An 18,199-nucleotide genomic window follows, 5' to 3' on the forward strand; every position below is an offset into this window, starting at 1 on the left:
CGCCGTGCACTTCAAAAAATGCCGACTAGGATGACTCTGTTCAAATCCATTTCCAGGATTTCAGACCATGACCTTTGTGCTGGCTCAATGGCTGGTGACGGTATTTGCGTTGATCAGCCTGATACATGTGTACTGGGCGTTAGGTGGCGAATGGGCGGCCGTGGCGGCCGTGCCGCAGGTGCCGGTTGAAGGCGGTGAGCGATTGCGACCGGCCTTCAAACCGCGAGGCTGGATCACGCTGGTGGTCGCGGGAGCGTTGTTGCTGATTGCCTTGTTGGTATGCCTGCGAGTTGGCTGGTGGGTGCCAACGGTATCCCATTGGTCGCTGCAATGGATCATCAGCGCAATCGCGCTTCTGTTGTTTGCCCGCGCTATCGGTGATTCGGAGCTGGTGGGTTTCTTCAAAGAGGTCAAAGGCTCGAAGTTTGCCCGACTGGATACCTGGGCGTACTCGCCGTTGTGTGTGGTGCTGGGGGCGGGGTTGTTGGCTGTTGCTTGGGTTTGAGGCTCATCCGTTATCTGGACGATCGCCTTCGCGAGCAGGCTCGCGATAGGGCCAGCCCAACCAATACAAAACCCCTGAAATTAGCTCCCGCTCTCAGTTCGCCGGCTCGAAATTTCTGCCGGCACGTCATCCCCAGCCATGCGCTTGCGAAACAACGCCGCCCGCGCCAGCAATAACGTCGTCACCGGCACGGTAATCGCCAGCAAAATCGGAATCAGCCAGGCGTGCAATACCGGCCCGGACTTGAGCACCGAAAAGTAAATGATCGAAGCCAATGCCACACACCATGCGCCCAGCGTCGAGGCCAGGGCGGGCGGGTGCATGCGCTGGAAGTAATCCTTCATCCGCACCAGGCCGATAGCGCCAATCAGCGCAAACAGGCCGCCGAGTACGAGCAGGATCGCCACCGGGACTTCCACCCACAGAGACAGTTCAGCGTTCATTCGATCACCTCGCCACGCAGCAGGAATTTCGCCAAGGCAAACGAGCCGACGAAGCCGAACAGCGCAATCAAAAGCGCCGCCTCGAAGTAGGTGTCGCTGGCATAGCGAATGCCCAGCGTCAGCATCATCAGCATCGCGATGATGTACAGGTAGTCCAGCGCCAGAACCCGGTCCTGGGCTGAGGGGCCCTTGAACAGGCGGATCAGGGTCAGGATCATCCCCAGCGAAAAGAGGAACAGACTCAACAGAATTGCGTTCGACAGCAGGGCGCTCATTCGAAAATCTCCATCAACGGCCGCTCGTAAGTCGACTTGAAGTGCTCGATGAACAGCGCTTCATCATCCAGATCGAAGACGTGCAGCAACAGAATGCTGCGGTCCAGCGCCAGCTCCGACCAGACCGTCCCGGGCACCACCGTGCAGATCATCGACAGCGTTGCCAGGCCGTTGGCATCGCGCAGGTCCAGTGGCACTTTGAGGAAGCGTGAGCACGGCGGGCGGCGACCGGCATTCAGCACGCCCCAGGCCACGGCGAGGTTGGACACCACCACATCGCGACCGACCACCAGGAACAGACGCAGGATCACCCCTGGCCGGCGAATGCGGATTGGCAGCGGGCGTAACTTGCGCATCATCAATGGCGCACAGAACCCCAGCATGGCGCCCAACAGCAGGTTCCCGGGGCTCATCGAAACGTTCAGCACCAGCCACAACAACCACAGGGCCAGCGACAGCCACGGCGCAGGAAACAGACGCTTCATGGTTGCACCTCCAGCAGCGCAGCCCTGGCTTCCGGGCTCGGAACCGCTCGCGTGCCAAGCACCGCCATCACGTATTGCTGCGGGTTGTTCAAGGCATCGGCAGCGGCCTGGGTGTAGCGCAGCAGGGGTTCGGCCCTGAAGGTCAACAGGATGCTCAAACCCAGCAAAGCGAAGATCGGCACGCACTCCAAGCGCCGCAGGATCGGCGACGGCCGTTCTTCGGGCGTCCAGAAGCGTTGAATGCCCAGCCGCGAAAAGGCGACCAAAGACGCCAGCCCGGAGAGAATCAGCAACGCCAGCAAACCCCACGCCGCATTCGAGACCGGTTCGTCACTGCCATTTCCCAGCCCCAGCGGATTGAGCAGAGCGCTGAGCAGGCCGAGTTTGCCGATGAATCCCGAGAGCGGCGGCATGCCGATGATCAGCAGTGCGCAGGCAATGAAGCTCAAGCCGAGGAAGGCCATGGTCCACGGAATCACCTGGCCGACCACGGCTTTCTGATCGTCATCGAGGTTGATGCCCTTGGCCGGATGCAACGACTCCAGCGGTCGCGGCAGCATTTCGTTTTCATCTTCCAGCGGAATTTCGTTGGCTGAGCGCGAACGTTCGATCAACTCGGCCAGCAGGAACAGCGCGCTCAACGCCAGGGTCGAGCTGACCAGATAGAACAGCGCCGCGCCAATCAGGTTGGGCTGGGCGAAACCGATGGCCGACAGCAGAATCCCCGCCGACACCAGAATGCTCAGGCTGGCCATGCGTTCCAGCCGTTGTGCGGCGAGGATCGCCACGGCTGCGCAGACGATGGTTGCCATGCCGCCGTAGATCAGCCAGTGGCCACCGAAGTACGCCGACGCCCCGGCCTGGCCGGAGAACAACAGGGTCCAAAGGCGCAGCATGGTGTAGATGCCGACCTTGGTCATGATCGCGAACATCGCCGCCACCGGCGCGCTTGCCGAGGAATAGGCGGGCACCAGCCAGAAGTTCAGTGGCCACATCCCGGCCTTGGCCAGGAAGGCGACGGCCAAAATGCCGGCACCGGCGTGCAGCAAGCCGCGATCGGCTTCCGGCACCAGCGGGATTTTCAGCGCCAGGTCGGCCATGTTCAGCGTGCCGGTCACGCCATAGATCAGTGCCGCGCCAATCAGGAACAGGGTCGAGGCCAGCAGATTGATCGAGATGTAATGCAGCCCCGACGACACCCGCGCCCGACCCGAGCCGTGCAGCATCAAACCGTAGGATGCCGCCAGCAGCACTTCGAAAAATACGAACAGGTTGAACAGGTCCGCCGTCAGGAACGCGCCATACAACCCCATCAACTGAATCTGGAACAGCGCGTGGAAGCTGGAGCCGGCGCTGTCCCAGCGCGCCATGGCGAACAGCAAAGCGCTGACGCCGATGATCCCTGTCAACACCAGCATCAGCGCCGACAGGCGATCGACCACCAGCACCAAACCGAACGGCACTTGCCAGTTGCCTGGAAGGTACACGCCTATTGAGCCGGGCACGCCGGTGGTCTGCGTCCATTGCAGCAGCAGAACGGAAATACCCAGCCCCAGCAAACTGGAAAACAGGTTGATTTTGGCTTTGAGCGGGCGATGTTTTTCGCCAAGCATCAGCATGATGGCGGCGGTCAGCAGCGGCAGCAGAATCGGTGCCGCGATCAGGTGCGTCATGGCATTCATTCTTTAGGCTCCCGGCCATCCACATGGTCGGTGCCGGTCAGGCCACGGGAAGCCAGCAAGACCACCAGGAACAGCGCGGTCATGGCGAAGCTGATCACGATGGCGGTCAGCACCAGCGCTTGCGGCAGCGGGTCGGTGTAATGCAGCAGGTCTTGCGGCACGCCGTCCTTGATGATCGGCTCCTTGCCGATGAACAGGCTGCCCATGCTGAAGATGAACAGGTTGACGCCATAGGACAGCAGGCACAGGCCCATGACCACCTGAAACGTCCGTGGCCGCAGGATCAGCCAGACACCGGACGCGGCGAGGACGCCGATGGCGATTGCGATGACTTCTTCCATCAGACGGCTCCCTTGGCTGATATGGGTTTAGGCTGGCCCGCGGTTTTGTGGCCCCGGACCGATTGGTGGGCGAGGGCAGTGAGGATCAACAGTGTCGAACCCACCACGACCGCGTATACGCCAACGTCGAAGAACAACGCACTCGCCAGGTGAATGTCGCCCAGCACGGGCAAGTCGAAATGCCAGGTGTGGGTGGTCAGGAACGGATAGCCGACGGCCATTGCACCCAGGCCGGTGAGCGTGGCGAACAGCAGGCCGACGCTCATCCAGCGCAACGGACGCAGACTCATTTGCGCCTCGACCCACTGGGTGCCGGCGACCATGTATTGCAGGATGAACGCCACAGACATCACCAGGCCTGCGACGAAACCGCCGCCCGGTTGGTTATGCCCGCGCATGAACAGGTAGAACGACACCACCAGCGCAATCGGCAGCAGCAAACGCACCAGCACCGCCGGCACCATCATGAAACCGAGCGCGGTATCGCTGGCGTGACGCGGGTTGACCAGGTCGGTGACCACGTCGGGCGCGAGCAAACGTTGTTGTGCCGGCAACTGCAGGCTTTCTTTCGGCGGACGGAAGCGGCGCAGCAGGGCAAACACGGTCAGGGCCACGGCCACCAGCACGGTGATTTCGCCGAGGGTGTCGAAGCCACGGAAATCCACCAACATCACGTTGACCACGTTGCTGCCGCCGCCTTCAGGCAAGGCACGACTCAAGTAGAACGAGGAAATGTCATTCGGGGTCTGCCGCGTCAGCATCGCGTAGGCCAGCAACGCCATGCCGCCGCCGACGACGGTCGACAGCAGCAAGTCGCGGATACGCCGGATACGCGCCTTGCGCAGGCTGCTCGGCAACGGCGAAACCTCTTCGATCCGTCGCGGCAACCAGCGCAGGCCCAGGAGGATCAGCACCGTGGTCACCACTTCGACCACCAGTTGCGTCAACGCCAGGTCTGGCGCCGAAAACCAGACGAAGGTCACGCAGGTCATCAGGCCGCAGACGCTGACCATGGTCAGGGCGGCGAGACGGTGATACTTGGCCTGATACGCGGCACCGAGGGCGCAGGCAATCGCCAGTAGCCAGAGGATGACGAACACGATCGAGCCCGGAATCTTCGGTCGGTCACCCCAGTGCAGGCTGCTGTGCAGCATCGGGATCAGCCCGGCCAGCACGGCGGCGAGCACCATCAGAAACAACTGGGTTTGCAGACGCTTGGTGCTGATCCGCCGCTCCAGACGCCGGGCCAGGCGCATCTTGATCACCAGCAGACGTTCGAACAGGCGCTTGCCGTTGAACCGGCCAATCAGCGGTGGATAACGGAAACGCCCACGCTTGAGTTGATTGCGCAGCAGCAAGTACAAGACGATGCCGCCGGACATGGCGATCAAACTCATGATCATCGGCGCGTTCAAGCCGTGCCAGATAGCCAGGCTGTACTCCGGCAGTGTGCCGCCGACGACGGGCTGCGCCGCGGCAGCGAGCAACGGGCCGACCACTTGCGCCGGAAAAATCCCCACCACCAGGCAGGCGAACACCAGCAACTCGACCGGCGCACGCATCCAGCGCGGCGGTTCGTGCGGTGTGTGTGGCAGGTCGGTAGCGGTGGGGCCGAAGAACACGTCGACGGTGAAGCGGAGGGAATAGGCGACGCTGAACGTCCCGGCGATGGTTGCGACGATCGGCAGGGTCATCTCGACCCAAGCGGTCGCGTTGATGAACACGGTTTCGGCGAAGAACATTTCTTTCGACAGGAAGCCGTTGAGCAGCGGTACGCCGGCCATCGAGGCGCTGGCGACCATGGCCAGCGTGGCGGTGAACGGAATCAGCTTGAACAGGCCATTGAGCCGACGAATGTCGCGGGTGCCGCTTTCGTGGTCGATGATCCCGGCGGCCATGAACAGCGAAGCCTTGAAGGTGGCGTGGTTGAGGATGTGGAACACCGCGGCCACGGCGGCCAGCGGACTGTTCAGGCCCAACAGCAAAGTGATCAGGCCCAGGTGGCTGATGGTCGAGTAAGCCAGCAAGCCCTTGAGGTCGTTCTGGAACATCGCGCAATAAGCGCCGAGCAACAGGGTGCAAGCCCCGGCGCCGCTGACGATATAGAACCATTCTTCGCTGCCGGACAGCGACGGCCACAGCCGGGCCAGCAGGAACACCCCGGCCTTGACCATGGTCGCCGAGTGCAGATAGGCCGACACCGGGGTTGGCGCGGCCATGGCGTGGGGCAGCCAGAAGTGGAAGGGGAATTGCGCACTTTTGCTTAGCGCGCCAATGAGGATCAGGGGTAACAGGATGGGGTAGAGGGCATGTGCGCGAATCAGATCGCCGGCGGCCAGGACCTTGTCCAGGTCATAGCTGCCGACCACATGGCCAAGCAGCATGACCCCCGCCAGCAGACATAAACCGCCCGCGCCGGTGACCATCAGCGCCATGTACGCGCCGCGTCGCGCATCGGCGCGGTGGTGCCAGTAGCCGATCAACAGGAACGAGAAGAGGCTGGTCAGCTCCCAGAAAAACACGATCTGGATCAGGTTGCCGGAGATCACCAGCCCGAGCATGGCGCCCATGAATGCGAGGAAAAACGCGAAGAACCGCGGCACCGGATCGTCCGGCGACATGTAGTAGCGGGCGTACAGCGACACCAGCGTGCCGATGCCCAGCACCAGCATCGAGAACAGCCAGGCGAAACCGTCCATGCGCAAGACGAAGTTCAAGCCCAGGCTCGGCAGCCAGAAAAACTCTTCGCGGATCACGCCGCCATGGGCGATCTGTGGGTACAGGAGAGCGACCTGGATGGTGCCAATCAAGGCGACCATGCCAGCCAACAGCGATTCGGTATTGCGTGCGTTGTGTGGCAGCAGCGCGGCCAGACAGCTGCCTATAAAAGGCAGAAGCAGTAGAACTATCAGGGACATAGGCTTCTAATCTGCGGAAGTTTGTGAAGCATCATACGTGCCAGCTCCCGGATCGCCAAACGCCAAGCTGTCGCAGAATCCTACACGGTAGACGGAAAAAGCCTGTTTAACATTGTTTCAGGGATTTGGATTCCGCCTATACCGGCCCCAGAGCGGGCAAGCCCGCTCCTACAGGATTTGTGGTTGTCCACAAAAACTTCTGTACACCTTCAGACCCTTGTAGGAGCGGGCTTGCCCGCGATAGCTATCTTCCAGACGCCGCAAGTTATGCGGTTTAGCCCTGGGTTTCCCGCTCCAGCTCTTCCGCCGTCGCAACCGCCTTACCCTTGGTCTTCAACTCACTGACAATCACCGCCGCGACAATCATTCCTGCCCCCAACAACGCAATCGCCGGCAGCCGTTCCCCGGCGATCCGCCCGACAATTCCGGCCCACACGGGCTCACCGGCATAAATCAAGGTCGCCCGGGTCGGCGAAACACTCTGCTGCGCCCAGTTCATCGCCACCTGGATCGCGGCACTCGCCGCGCCCAGCCCCAAGGCGCTGCACAGCAGCAACCAGGAGAAGTCGGGAATATGTTCCTGAGTTGGCACCACCATCAGGAACGACAGCACCGAAGTCACCCCCAGTTGCACCACGGTCACCCGTTTCACATCGACCTGACCGGCAAAATTGCTGATCAAGATGATTTCGGCGGCGATCGCGATGGCGCTGATCAACGTAGCGATTTCACCGGGGCTGAAATTCAGTTCGGCACCTGAAGGCCCGGACAACAGCATCAGCCCGCTAAAGGCCAGCATGATCCCGATGCTCGGCATCAGCCCCGGACGACGCCCCAGCACCAGCCATTGCAGCAACGGAACGAAGGGTACGTACAACGCGGTAATGAATGCCGACTGGCTGCTGGGAATGCTCTGCAGCCCGACCGTCTGCAAGCCGTAACCGAGCATGATCGCCACGCCGATGAAAGCACCGGCCTTGAGTTCGAACAAGGTCAGTTCCCGCAGGCTGCGCCAGGAGAACAGCGCGACGATGATCGCGGCGGCGGCAAAGCGCAGGCCGACGAAAAACATCGGGCCGCTGACGGTCATTGCATGCTGGACCAGCAAAAAGGTCCCTCCCCAGACCATGGTGATCAGAACCAGCACGCACTCGGCCTTGCTGAGCCGCAGGAAACGGGAGGAAGCCTGGGAGGAGTTCGCCGACGTCATGTTCTTGCACACTATTTGAGGGGGACGCACAATGCGCCGGAAGTTGGGCAGTATACTGCGCAACACCACCAAGTGAGCAATATAGTGCACAAAGATTCCTCGCCTCGGGCTTCAGTGCTGCAGCACGTCAGCCGGAACATTCGTCGCCTGCGTCATGCCGCCGATATGAGCCAGACCGCGTTGGCGGAAAAGTCCGGTGTCAGTCGGCGGATGCTGGTGGCCATCGAGGCCGGCGAAAAAAACGTCAGCCTGACCACCCTCGACCGCGTGGCCGAAGCGCTGGACGTGGCGTTCAGCGACCTGATCCAGGCCCCTGACGTGCGCGATCATAGCCGCATCAATGAGCTGGCCTGGGCCGGCACCATTCCCGGCAGCAAGGCAGTGTTGCTGGCCAAGGCCAACGCCACCCGTGAAGTCGAACTCTGGGAGTGGCGCCTCGAACCGGGCGAGCATTATCCGTCGGAACCGGACGCCGATGGCTGGAGCGAACAGTTCTACGTGTTCGAAGGCTGCCTGACCCTGATGGTTGGTGACGTGCCACACAAGATCGCCGCGGGTGAGTTCTTCATGTTCGCCAGCAACCAGCCGCATTCCTATCGCAACGATGGGTCGGTGGCGGTGAGGTTTGTGCGCAACGTAGTGATCTGACTGTTGGCCCATCAACAGCAGATGGACACTTTGCTGTTTCAAAGGTGTAAGGCTTTCGCGAAGTGTTCTTCAACTAACTGATAAATAAAGGAAATAAATTCAGGCACGACTCCTGCAAATATTCTGGGCATCCACCCAGAACACGGAGTTGGTCCATGACAGCCTTAGTCCAACCTCACCGCTCTGCCCATATGAGCCCCGCCCATGTGATCCGCTCGGACGCGGAAGCGATTGCCGTCGCCCAGAAGCTCGCGGCGCGTTTCGCCGTCGACGCCAGTGTGCGCGATCGCGAGCGTCGCCTGCCGGTTGGCGAACTCGACGAGTTCTCCGCCAGCGGACTGTGGGGCATCACCGTTCCAAAAGCCTATGGTGGCGCAAGTTTCTCTTACGTGACCGTCGCTGAAGTGATCAAGATCATTTCCGCCGCCGACTCCGAAGTCGCCGCCGCTTTGCTGGAACGCGCCGAAGAGTTTCTCACCAGTGGCGCGGACGACATTGAAATCAGTATCGCCGCCGCCGAATCCCATCTGGCTAGCGCCGAGGCGTTGAGCACTGCCAGCAACGCCGAATTTCAACTGACCGGCCAACGCACCCCGTTGCCCGGTTCGCTCCAAGACCCGTTGCGCTGGAAGCTCCAGCTCATCGGCAACTTTCGCCTCGACGGCATACACCCACCGAGCTTGCACACATCATCCAAGGGAGCCGTTTGATGGCCCGTGAAATTCGTCTGAACGCTTTTGACATGAACTGCGTCGGCCACCAGTCGCCGGGACTGTGGGCGCACCCGCGGGATCGTTCGTGGCAGTACAAGGATTTGGAGTATTGGACCGACCTGGCCAAAGTTCTGGAACGGGGCAAGTTCGACGGTTTGTTCATTGCCGATGTGCTGGGCATTTATGACGTCTACAACGGCAATGGCGACGCGGCGATCCGTCAGGCCGCGCAAGTGCCGGTCAACGACCCGCTGCAACTGATCCCGCCGATGGCGCTGGTGACTGAGCACTTGGGTTTCGGCCTGACCGCGTCGCTGTCGTTCGAGCATCCATATCCGTTCGCCCGACGTCTGTCGACCCTCGATCACCTGACCAAGGGCCGCGCCGGTTGGAACATTGTCACTTCCTACCTGGAGAGCGGCGCGAAGAACCTCGGGCAGAAAACCCAGACCGAGCACGACGCCCGCTACGACTTCGCCGAGGAGTACCTGGAGGTTTGTTACAAGCTGTGGGAAGGCAGCTGGGAAGAGGGTGCGATTCTGCGGGATCGTGAGCGGCGGATTTTCAGCGACCCGAGCAAAATCCATGAGATCCGGCATGTCGGCAAACACTTCCAGGTACCTGGGATTCATCTCTGCGAGCCTTCGCCGCAGCGCACCCCGGTTTTGTACCAGGCCGGTGCATCGAGTCGCGGCAAGCAGTTTGCCGCCGAGCATGCCGAATGCGTCTTCGTCGCCGCACCGTCGAAAGTGCTGCTGAAGAAAACCGTGGCTGATATCCGCCGGCGTGCGGCACAGGCGGGGCGTGATCCGTCGAAGATCCTCATTTTTAACTTGCAGACGGTGATCCTCGGCGAGACCGATGCCAAGGCCAAAGCCAAATTCGAAGAATACAAAACCTGGGTCAGTTACGAAGGCGCAATGGCATTGATTTCGGGCTGGACCGGTATCGATTTCAGTCAGTTCAAACCGGATGAACCACTCAAGCATGTGCACACCAACGCCATTCAATCGGCGGTGGAAGCGTTCTCCACCGCCGATCCGAACAAGGTCTGGACCCCGAATGAGCTGGCGGATTGGGTGGGCATCGGCGGGTTTGGACCGCTGTTTGTCGGCAGCCCGGAAACCGTCGCTGATCTGTTGCAGGAGTGGGTCGAGGAGACCGATGTCGACGGTTTTAACCTGGCCTACGCACTGACCCATGAAACCTTCATCGACGCCGTGGAATTGCTGGTGCCGGAGTTGCAGAACCGCGGGGTATACAAGACCGAATATGCGCCGGGGACGTTGCGCGAGAAGTTGTTCGGCGAGGGGCCGCGACTGCCTGACATCCATCCGGGCAGCGGTTATCGAGACCTGGCGGCATTGCGTCAACAGGAGAGGAAAGTGGTCACTGCCTAGACGCCATCGCCGGCAAGCCGGCTCCTACAAGACTCAGGCCGGGATGACGTCCGGTGGCGAGCAGCAGATGGTCGCCATCGGCCGCGCATTGATGACGCGTCCGACTTTGGTATTGCTCGATGAACTTTCCATGGGTTTGGCGCCTATCATCGTCCAGGAAATTTTCGAGATCGTCGCCCAGCTCAACCGCGAGGCACAGGTGAGCTTCCTCATCGCCGAGCAAAATATTAATGTGGCGCTCAAGTACGCCTCCATGGCCTGCGTCCTCGACACCGGCCGTGTGGTGTTGTCCGGCAGCGCCAGCGAGCTGCTGGCCCGGGGCGACCTGCATGACTTCTATCTAGGCAAACACTGATCAGTGAGAACGGCATGAGTGAAATCCGAAGCGGACAGGCGACCGACGCCATCCGTCACGCAGACATCCTGATCATCGGCGGTGGCCTCAGCGGCGCGATGCTGGCGGCGCAATTGTTGCGTCTGCCGGGCAAGCGCCAGGTGGTGGTGATTGAACCGCGCGCCGAACTGGGGCGCGGCGAGGCCTACAGCGCCGTGGAGCTGGGGCACACGCTCAACGGCAACGCGGCGCGCATGAGCGTCGACCCGGACAACGCCGACGACCTGACCCAATGGCTGACTGACTACATCGCCGCCGGTGGCTGGCCGGAGTCGGATGAACAACATGTGCCGATCAGTGAACTTTTCCCGCCACGAGGGATTTTCGGCCTGTATGTGCAGCAGCGTCTGGCCGAGGCGCAGGGGGCGGGCGCGTTGAATGGCTCGACGGTCGAGCATGTGCGGGCCGAGGTGGTTGACCTGCAAACCGATGTGCAGTCGGTGCACTTGACCTTGAGCGACGGCCAGCGTCTTCAAGGGGCTTTTGCCGTGCTCGCAACGGGGATGTTCCCCGCCGCGCGCACACCGCAAACCGAATCCAGCGGCTTGAACGCGGCAGCGCTCGACCCGTGGGATGTGGCAGCCATGCAGCAGCTTGATCCGCAGTCGACGGTGCTGATCATCGGTTCGGGCCTGACCATGGTCGATGCCGTGGTGTCGCTGGAACAGGCCGGACATCGCGGGCCGATCGAAGTGTTTTCCCGTCACGGCTTGCTGCCCCATGTGCGGCGCCAGCCGCCGGCCTGGGTGGATTTCCTGGCCGAGGATCACAGCATCCGCACGCCACGACAGCTGGTGCGGGAGTTGCGCCGGCATTGTCGCGATGCCATTGCCCAAGGGATTGACTGGCAGGCACCGTTGGACACGGTGCGGGCGCATATCGGCCGTTTGTGGAATCAGGCCACCGATGTGCAACGCCGGCAGTTCGTCAGGCATGTACGGCCGTGGTGGGAAAGTCATCACCACCGCTCGCCACCGTTGAGCGCCGAACTGGTGGAGCGCCTGCACGGAGAAGGGCGGTTGCGCATTCAGGCGGCGTCATTCAAGGGCCTGGAACCTTCTTCAGGTGGTGACGTGAGTATTCGTATCCGTCGGCGGGGTGAGGCTGAAACAGTAGTCGTCAGTGGCGCGGCGTTGATCAACTCCAGCGGCATCGAATATGACTGGCGACGGGTGGCTCGGCCGTTGCCACAGCAACTGCTGGCACGCGGATTGATCCGCCCGGGCCACTTGGCGCTGGGGATTGCGGCGCAGGTCGACGGTGCGGTATTGGATGCCCAAGGTCAGGCGGCTAGCCGGTTGTTTGCGATGGGCCCACCGTTGCGCGGGATGTGGTGGGAAAGTACCGCCGTCACCGACGTCGCCAGCCAGGCCAAGGCGCTGGCCGCACGACTGGCAAGACCTTAATTGCTGTTGGAATGACTCGCCACATTAGAAACAAGAAACCCCGCACTTGGCGGGGTTTCTTGTTTCAAGCAGCCCAAGGCCGTTGATCAATAACGCTGATATTTGGAGCCGAACTCAGGGCGGTTTTCCGCGACGTAGAGTTTGCTTGCCTGGCTGTCCTTTTGGTCAACGCTGACAGTGTTCACGTTCAGCGTGGCCGGTTGGCTGACTTTCGCTGCTGCAACGATTGGCGAAGTGGTGTGTGGGGCGGCGATGGCGGAAGTGGCGCCAAGAACCGAAAGGGCGAAGCCGATACCGATGATGCTTTTCATGATGTTGCTCCAGAGTGTGGGGAGAAGATGTGGCTACTGTAGGGCTGGAGCGGCGCGATGAAAAAACACCCTTGCGCATAGTCGTTATCGAGGGCAGTGATCCTTGTATAAAAACTGTGGGAGCTGGCTTGCCAGCGATGGGGACCTGACAGTCGACGATGATGTCGCCTGGCATTCCCTCATCGCGGGCAAGCCCGCTCCCACAGGTTTTTTGTTGTTTTGGAGGCCGTGATCAGTAGCGCTGATATTTCGAGCCGAATTCGGCGCGGTTTTCGGCGACGATCACACCGCCGCGCACGGCGTTGCCTGGGATCGAGGCAACGCGTTCGTGCAGTTTCTGCAGACGATCGGCGCCACCTTCAGCTACACGGTTCTGTATCAGGCGATCGGAACCGCCTTCAGCGACGCGGTTTTGTTGCAACCGGTCTGAGCCACCTTCTGCCAGCAAGGCTGCGATCGGGCTGCTGGATGCAGCAATCGCGGTGTTGGCCGAGGCCAGGTTCGACAGGCCGAGACCGCCAATCAGTGCCAGACCGAGTGCCAGGGACGAAACTTTCGAGAAGTTGAACATGGGTAATTCTCCGTGCGCTTAAGTGATTGTGGGGTCAGTAGCGGTTGCTATCTGGTGGTCACAGTTAAACGCCGGGGTGTATCGCTGATGTGTGCCTGAACGGTTCGAAATCGGCTTCTGCGTATCCAGACCGGGTTTCTATACAAACAGATACAAAACCGCTGGAAAAAACCCGTCAACTTTGTGCGTCGAGCATTTCCACCGGGTAGGAGAACACGTAACCCTCACTGCGCACGGTTTTGATGTAGGTCGATTCCCGTGAGTCGTCCTTGAGCCGTTGGCGCAGGCGGCTCACCAGCAAGTCGATGGAACGGTCGAACAGATCGGCATCGCGGCCCTGGGTCAGGTTGAGCAACTGATCGCGGCTCAATACGCGTTGCGGGTGATCGAGGAATACCCGCAGCAGCCGGTATTCAGCGCCACTCAGTGCCACCAATGTGTCGTCTTCGTCGAGCAGGTGACGGGCGGTGGTGTCCAGGCGCCAGCGACCGAAGCCGAGCATGCGGCCGCTTTCGGTGATCAGTAGGTTCGGTGGCAACATCCGCGTACGGCGCAGCACGGCGTTGATCCGGGCCAGCAGTTCACGGGCGGCGAAGGGTTTGGTCAGGTAGTCGTCGGCGCCCATTTCCAGGCCGAGGATGCGGTCGGTTTCGTCGTTACGCGCAGTGAGCATCAGGATTGGCGTGGCTTTGTGCTTGCCCGAGCGCAATTCGCGGCAGAGGACCAGGCCGTCGTCGCCGGGGAGCATGATGTCGAGCACGATCAGGTCGACCTGGTTGGCGTCGAGGAAGCTGCGCATTTGCCGGCCGTCGGCGACCACGGTTGTCCGCAGTCCGTTTTTCTTCAGGTAATTGCCCACCAGTTCGCGAATCTCGCGGTCGTCATCGACGATCAGGATGTGGTTGACGTGGTCCATCGGTCGATCCTCTTGTTTTTGTCGTTGCCAGCTTCTGGGCCGACCATACATTTTGTGGGAGCTGGCCAGCCAGAGATAACGGCCGTACCCAATCTACTGTAGGAGCTGGCTTACCAGCGATGGCGCCGGAAAGAACTGTGCAATGCCCAGGAACGCCTTCGCCGGCAAGTCGGGTCGCCTCCCTCTGAAACAGCAAGCCGAAGCATTGGCTTCGGCTCGCGATGTTACGGTTTTACCTTGAGATGGTTACGCAACCACTCGATAACACGGCACATAAGCCGCGCCGCCCGGCAATTTCATCCGGTGCTGAGCGACGAATGCCTTGAGCAGTTGATCCAGCGGCTGCATGACCGCCGCATCGCCACGGATCTGGTACGGCCCGTGTTGTTCGATCAGACGGATGCCCTTGTCCTTGACGTTACCCGCGACGATGCCGGAGAACGCACGACGCAGGTTGGCGGCCAGTTCATGGGCCGGCAGGTCGCGGCTCAGTTTCAGGTTGGCCATGTTTTCGTGGGTCGGGTCGAACGGGCGCTGGAAGCCTTCGTCGATTTTCAGCAACCAGTTGAAGTGGAACGCGTCGTTGCGCTCGCGGCGGAATTGCTTGACCGCTTTGAGGCCCTGGGTCATCTGCCGCGCCACTTGGGCCGGGTCGTCGATGATGATTTCGTAGTGTTGCTTGGCGGCTTCACCCAGGGTGGCGCCCACAAATGAGTCAAGCTGTTCCAGATAAGGCGCGGCGTGTTTCGGGCCGGTGAGGATGACCGGGAAGGGCAGGCCTTCGTTGTCCGGGTGCATCAGGATGCCGAGCAGGTACAGAAACTCTTCGGCCGTACCGGCGCCGCCCGGGAAGATGATGATGCCGTGGCCAACGCGAACGAAGGCTTCCAGGCGTTTCTCGATGTCCGGCAGGATCACCAGTTCGTTGACGATTGGGTTCGGTGCCTCGGCGGCGATGATTCCCGGTTCGGTCAAACCGAGGTAGCGGCCACCGTGGATGCGCTGTTTGGCGTGGGCGATGGTGGCGCCTTTCATCGGGCCTTTCATCACGCCGGGACCGCAACCGGTGCAGACGTCGAGGCTGCGCAGACCCAATTCGTGGCCGACTTTCTTGGTGTATTTGTATTCTTCGGTGTTGATCGAGTGACCGCCCCAGCACACCACGATCTTCGGCTCGACGCCGGGGCGCAGGGTGCGGGCGTTGCGCAGCAGGTGGAAGACGTAGTCGCTGATGCCCTGGGAGGTGCTCAGGTCGATGCGTTGGCTGTCGAGTTCGTTTTCGGTGTAGACAATGTCGCGCAGGGCGCTGAAGAGCATTTCACGGGTACTGGCGATCATTTCGCCGTCGACGAAGGCGTCGGCCGGGGCGTTCAGCAGTTCCAGGCGTACGCCACGGTCTTGTTGGTGAATGCGGATTTCGAAGTCTTTGTAGGCTTCGAGGATGGTCTTGGCGTTATCGACGTGGGCGCCGGTGTTGAGGATGGCCAGGGCGCATTGGCGGAAGATGTCGTAGGTGCTGCCGGATCCGGCTTCGCTCAGTTGCTGGACTTCCCGTTGGGAGAGTGTTTCCAGGCTGCCTTTCGGGCTGACCGAAGCGTTGATTACTTGTCTTTGGGTCATTCAATGATCCTTAAAACGATGTCATTCCTACAGAAACAACGAATGGCATCCGAATAGTGTGTATCCATGAAAGAAGATGGCACTAAATACGCGGTCTCGCCATGTCCCCGATTGACGATGAAAAGATGAAAAGGGACCCCAGCATAGCTAAATCCCGCTCAGAGGCGATAATGCTTCGCGCTCTTTTTAACCGGCGAGCCTTTTTTTTCATTGAAGCCAAGGAATCACGACGCAATGTTCGAAATCCAGCCGATGAACGCCGAAACCTACCGGCAACAGACGCGACGCAGCACCGTGATTATCGCGTTGACTTTCCTGGCCCTGGCGATGGCGTTGTCCACTGCGGCGGTGGCGATATTTGGCCAGCCTGGCGGAGACAATCTAAGGTTCAACATCGGTGGTGTGTTTGCCGCGGTGCTGCTGATGGCGGCGCTGATGCGCAAGGTCTTCTGGACCCAGGACTGGATGGCCCCGGCCGTCTACAGTTGGCAACTCAAGCGCAGCCTGATGGGCATCACTAACGTCATGCACCACGTCACCGCCGGGGTCGAGGCGGGTGACCCGATCGCCATGAAGCTGCTACGGTTCTATCATCTTGGGTTGAACCAGATGCATCAACTGGATGGTAATTCCAGTGATCATGGCCAATTGAACCGGGAAATGGAGCAACACAGGGCGCGGATGGAGGCGCTGGGGATGGACATTGAACAGACACGATTGGATCCGGCCTGGATTGAATCCGTGAAGCAGGCATCACGGTAGAGGCTGGAACCTTTCACACGAGTTCAAGGAGCGAAGCATGGGCAACCCGTCCATTTACGAGCGTATCGAAAGCAACCGGCCAGGCATTGCCCGGCTCAAGGTTCGCTCGGTCGTGACCCTCATGGTCGCGGTGTGCTTGTCGATGACGGCGATGGTCATCTGGGAAGCCTGGAGTTCACGCCAGTACCATCTGCATGACAAGGAAGTGGCGATGTCCAACCTTGCGCAGACGTTGGCTTCTCAAGCACAGGCGTCGATCAAGCAAGCGGATACGCTGCTGTTTGCCTTGGTCGATCGCCTCGAAAACGACGGCATCGATCGTGTCGGACTGAATCGCCTTCAACGCCTGCTCAGCGCCCAGCGCAACGAGCTGAGCCAGATCCATGGCTTGTTCGTGTATGACCAGACGGGGCAGTGGATCGCCAATTCAAATGGCGCCGAAGTGGGCGTTGCCAACAATTCCGACCGCGAATATTTCATCTTCCACCGCGATCACCCCGACCGCGGGCCGCACATTGGGCCATCGATCAAGAGCCGTTCCAGTGGCGAATGGATCATGACCGTGTCGCGCCGGATCAATCATCCAGACGGCAGTTTTGCCGGCGTGGCGCTGGCGACGATTTATCTCAGTCACTTCCTGCAACTCTACGACAGCATCGACATGGGCAATAACGGCGTCATCAACCTGATTGCCGACGATGGCAGCATCATCGTGCGTCGGCCGTTCAATGAGGCGGACATCGGGGTCAGCCTGGCGAAAAGTCCGCTATTCACCCAATTGCTGCCCAACGGCAGTGCGGGATCGGCCACGATCCGGTCCGTCATCGATGGCGTTGAGCGCGTGGTGGGCTATCGCCGGGTCGAGGGTTATCCGTTGGTCTCCTTTGCCGCGCTGAACAAGGACGAAGTGCTGGCCGGCTGGCGCAAGCAGTCCTTGCTCAGTGCCGCTATCGTGGCGTTGCTGCTGGGCTTCCTGGGTGTGCTCGGTTATCGCCTGATCAAGTTGATGAAACAGCAGAACCGGGTCCAGTGCGAACTGCTCGACTCCCAGGAAAAACTGCTCGAGCTCAATCGCAATCTTGAATTGCTGGCGCTGGAGGACGCGCTCACCGGGTTGGCCAACCGGCGCCAGTTTGACCTGTTCATCCACGCGGAAATGGGCCGCTCCCGCCGCAACATGACCGGTCTGGCGTTGCTGATGATCGATGTCGATCATTTCAAATCTTTCAATGATTTCTACGGTCACCTGGCCGGCGATGACTGCTTGCGCAATATCAGCGCCATCATCACCCGGAACATCCAGCGTCCCGGCGATCTGGCCGCGCGTTTTGGTGGCGAAGAGTTTGCCGTGGTGCTGCCCGGTACCGACTACGTCGGGGCGTTTCTGGTGGCGGAAAAGATTCGTCGAGCGGTCCAGACGGCAGGCCTTGCGCACAGTAAAAGCCCGGAAGCTGTAGTGACGGTGAGCGTGGGCGTCTGCGGTTACGACCCGGCGTCGCAAGCGCGAATCGAGGACTTGATTGGTGCCGCTGACAAGGCGTTGTACGTGGCCAAGGCCAGCGGCCGGAACATGAGCGTGATCGCCAATTGACCGTGGCT

At 60.6% G+C, this 18,199-nt stretch carries 17 protein-coding genes and 2 pseudogenes; 8 read left to right on the forward strand and 11 right to left on the reverse strand.

What is annotated here, in order from left to right; all coding sequences use genetic code 11:
* The first annotated feature begins 67 nt into the window (after window positions 1-67).
* Window positions 68-505, forward strand: a complete 438-nt coding sequence (locus ABVN21_RS06710; RefSeq protein ID WP_339556260.1) for a DUF3995 domain-containing protein — start codon at window positions 68-70, stop codon at window positions 503-505.
* An 80-nt stretch (window positions 506-585) separates the two neighbouring features.
* Here ABVN21_RS06710 and ABVN21_RS06715 read toward each other — a convergent pair whose 3' ends face one another.
* The 7 genes from ABVN21_RS06715 to ABVN21_RS06745 form a co-directional block, all read right to left on the reverse strand.
* Window positions 586-948, reverse strand: coding sequence for a Na+/H+ antiporter subunit G (locus tag ABVN21_RS06715; protein WP_339556261.1), 363 nt, complete (start codon window positions 946-948; stop codon window positions 586-588).
* Entirely contained in the window at window positions 945-1,223 is a 279-nt protein-coding gene (locus ABVN21_RS06720) for a K+/H+ antiporter subunit F (RefSeq protein WP_034150688.1), read from the reverse strand. The genes ABVN21_RS06715 and ABVN21_RS06720 overlap by 4 nt, the downstream gene beginning before the upstream one ends.
* The gene (locus ABVN21_RS06725) at window positions 1,220-1,708 is read right to left on the reverse strand and encodes a Na+/H+ antiporter subunit E (RefSeq protein WP_339556262.1); all 489 of its coding nucleotides are present in this window, start codon (window positions 1,706-1,708) and stop codon (window positions 1,220-1,222) included. The genes ABVN21_RS06720 and ABVN21_RS06725 overlap by 4 nt, the downstream gene beginning before the upstream one ends.
* The gene (locus tag ABVN21_RS06730) at window positions 1,705-3,390 is read right to left on the reverse strand and encodes a monovalent cation/H+ antiporter subunit D (protein ID WP_339556263.1); all 1,686 of its coding nucleotides are present in this window, start codon (window positions 3,388-3,390) and stop codon (window positions 1,705-1,707) included. The genes ABVN21_RS06725 and ABVN21_RS06730 overlap by 4 nt, the downstream gene beginning before the upstream one ends.
* On the reverse strand, window positions 3,387-3,731 hold the full coding sequence (locus ABVN21_RS06735; RefSeq protein ID WP_007986256.1) for a Na+/H+ antiporter subunit C: 345 nt from the start codon (window positions 3,729-3,731) through the stop codon (window positions 3,387-3,389). The genes ABVN21_RS06730 and ABVN21_RS06735 overlap by 4 nt, the downstream gene beginning before the upstream one ends.
* On the reverse strand, window positions 3,731-6,649 hold the full coding sequence (locus ABVN21_RS06740; RefSeq protein ID WP_339556264.1) for a monovalent cation/H+ antiporter subunit A: 2,919 nt from the start codon (window positions 6,647-6,649) through the stop codon (window positions 3,731-3,733). The genes ABVN21_RS06735 and ABVN21_RS06740 overlap by 1 nt, the downstream gene beginning before the upstream one ends.
* Window positions 6,650-6,923: 274 nt before the next feature.
* Complete coding sequence (locus ABVN21_RS06745) at window positions 6,924-7,949, reverse strand: DMT family transporter (protein ID WP_339556265.1); 1,026 nt, start codon at window positions 7,947-7,949, stop codon at window positions 6,924-6,926.
* On the opposite strand from ABVN21_RS06745, the gene ABVN21_RS06750 reads away from it, so the two are divergent.
* From ABVN21_RS06750 to ABVN21_RS06770, 5 genes and pseudogenes are all read left to right on the forward strand, one after another.
* Window positions 7,944-8,507, forward strand: a complete 564-nt coding sequence (locus ABVN21_RS06750; RefSeq protein WP_339556266.1) for an XRE family transcriptional regulator — start codon at window positions 7,944-7,946, stop codon at window positions 8,505-8,507. The two genes, ABVN21_RS06745 and ABVN21_RS06750, sit on opposite strands and share 6 nt — an antisense overlap.
* 155 nt (window positions 8,508-8,662) lie before the next feature.
* Window positions 8,663-8,938: pseudogene (locus tag ABVN21_RS06755) on the forward strand (acyl-CoA dehydrogenase family protein); the annotation flags it as partial.
* A 278-nt stretch (window positions 8,939-9,216) separates the two neighbouring features.
* A complete protein-coding gene (locus ABVN21_RS06760) occupies window positions 9,217-10,620 on the forward strand; it encodes an LLM class flavin-dependent oxidoreductase (protein ID WP_339556268.1) in 1,404 nt (467 codons plus the stop codon).
* A 31-nt stretch (window positions 10,621-10,651) separates the two neighbouring features.
* Window positions 10,652-10,975 (forward strand): annotated as a pseudogene (locus ABVN21_RS06765) (ATP-binding cassette domain-containing protein); the annotation flags it as partial.
* A 14-nt stretch (window positions 10,976-10,989) separates the two neighbouring features.
* On the forward strand, window positions 10,990-12,420 hold the full coding sequence (locus tag ABVN21_RS06770; RefSeq protein WP_339556269.1) for an FAD/NAD(P)-binding protein: 1,431 nt from the start codon (window positions 10,990-10,992) through the stop codon (window positions 12,418-12,420).
* 86 nt (window positions 12,421-12,506) lie between these two features.
* On the opposite strand, the gene ABVN21_RS06775 is transcribed toward ABVN21_RS06770, so the two are convergent.
* The 4 genes from ABVN21_RS06775 to ppnN all read right to left on the reverse strand — a co-directional run bounded on the left by ABVN21_RS06775 (window position 12,507) and on the right by ppnN (window position 15,838).
* A complete protein-coding gene (locus ABVN21_RS06775; RefSeq protein WP_339556270.1) occupies window positions 12,507-12,731 on the reverse strand; it encodes a hypothetical protein in 225 nt (74 codons plus the stop codon).
* Window positions 12,732-12,963: 232 nt separating this feature from the next.
* Window positions 12,964-13,302, reverse strand: coding sequence for a hypothetical protein (locus ABVN21_RS06780; protein WP_339556271.1), 339 nt, complete (start codon window positions 13,300-13,302; stop codon window positions 12,964-12,966).
* A 175-nt stretch (window positions 13,303-13,477) separates the two neighbouring features.
* The gene (locus ABVN21_RS06785; RefSeq protein WP_223507118.1) at window positions 13,478-14,218 is read right to left on the reverse strand and encodes a response regulator; all 741 of its coding nucleotides are present in this window, start codon (window positions 14,216-14,218) and stop codon (window positions 13,478-13,480) included.
* Between the two features lie 246 nt (window positions 14,219-14,464).
* On the reverse strand, window positions 14,465-15,838 hold the full coding sequence (ppnN, locus tag ABVN21_RS06790) for a nucleotide 5'-monophosphate nucleosidase PpnN (RefSeq protein WP_339556272.1): 1,374 nt from the start codon (window positions 15,836-15,838) through the stop codon (window positions 14,465-14,467).
* A gap of 234 nt (window positions 15,839-16,072) precedes the next feature.
* Here ppnN and ABVN21_RS06795 point away from each other — a divergent pair, with 234 nt between their 5' ends.
* On the forward strand, window positions 16,073-16,600 hold the full coding sequence (locus ABVN21_RS06795; protein WP_339556273.1) for a DUF3087 domain-containing protein: 528 nt from the start codon (window positions 16,073-16,075) through the stop codon (window positions 16,598-16,600).
* A gap of 37 nt (window positions 16,601-16,637) precedes the next feature.
* A complete protein-coding gene (locus ABVN21_RS06800) occupies window positions 16,638-18,191 on the forward strand; it encodes a sensor domain-containing diguanylate cyclase (protein ID WP_339556274.1) in 1,554 nt (517 codons plus the stop codon).
* The last annotated feature ends 8 nt before the right edge of the window (window positions 18,192-18,199 follow it).

It is taken from the genome of Pseudomonas sp. MYb327 (assembly GCF_040438925.1).
GTDB lineage: Bacteria > Pseudomonadota > Gammaproteobacteria > Pseudomonadales > Pseudomonadaceae > Aquipseudomonas.

Excerpts from the sequence above, each read along its gene's own strand:
- ABVN21_RS06785 (WP_223507118.1), bottom strand. The coding sequence starts at position 14,218 with ATGGACCACGTCAACCACATCCTGATCGTCGATGACGACCGCGAGATT.
- ABVN21_RS06780 (WP_339556271.1), bottom strand. The coding sequence starts at position 13,302 with ATGTTCAACTTCTCGAAAGTTTCGTCCCTGGCACTCGGTCTGGCACTG.
- ABVN21_RS06760 (WP_339556268.1), top strand. The coding sequence starts at position 9,217 with ATGGCCCGTGAAATTCGTCTGAACGCTTTTGACATGAACTGCGTCGGC.
- ABVN21_RS06725 (WP_339556262.1), bottom strand. The coding sequence starts at position 1,708 with ATGAAGCGTCTGTTTCCTGCGCCGTGGCTGTCGCTGGCCCTGTGGTTG.
- ABVN21_RS06715 (WP_339556261.1), bottom strand. The coding sequence starts at position 948 with ATGAACGCTGAACTGTCTCTGTGGGTGGAAGTCCCGGTGGCGATCCTG.
- ABVN21_RS06720 (WP_034150688.1), bottom strand. The coding sequence starts at position 1,223 with ATGAGCGCCCTGCTGTCGAACGCAATTCTGTTGAGTCTGTTCCTCTTT.
- ABVN21_RS06770 (WP_339556269.1), top strand. The coding sequence starts at position 10,990 with ATGAGTGAAATCCGAAGCGGACAGGCGACCGACGCCATCCGTCACGCA.
- ABVN21_RS06800 (WP_339556274.1), top strand. The coding sequence starts at position 16,638 with ATGGGCAACCCGTCCATTTACGAGCGTATCGAAAGCAACCGGCCAGGC.
- ABVN21_RS06795 (WP_339556273.1), top strand. The coding sequence starts at position 16,073 with ATGTTCGAAATCCAGCCGATGAACGCCGAAACCTACCGGCAACAGACG.
- ABVN21_RS06730 (WP_339556263.1), bottom strand. The coding sequence starts at position 3,390 with ATGAATGCCATGACGCACCTGATCGCGGCACCGATTCTGCTGCCGCTG.
- ABVN21_RS06775 (WP_339556270.1), bottom strand. The coding sequence starts at position 12,731 with ATGAAAAGCATCATCGGTATCGGCTTCGCCCTTTCGGTTCTTGGCGCC.
- ABVN21_RS06735 (WP_007986256.1), bottom strand. The coding sequence starts at position 3,731 with ATGGAAGAAGTCATCGCAATCGCCATCGGCGTCCTCGCCGCGTCCGGT.
- ppnN (WP_339556272.1), bottom strand. The coding sequence starts at position 15,838 with ATGACCCAAAGACAAGTAATCAACGCTTCGGTCAGCCCGAAAGGCAGC.
- ABVN21_RS06740 (WP_339556264.1), bottom strand. The coding sequence starts at position 6,649 with ATGTCCCTGATAGTTCTACTGCTTCTGCCTTTTATAGGCAGCTGTCTG.
- ABVN21_RS06710 (WP_339556260.1), top strand. The coding sequence starts at position 68 with ATGACCTTTGTGCTGGCTCAATGGCTGGTGACGGTATTTGCGTTGATC.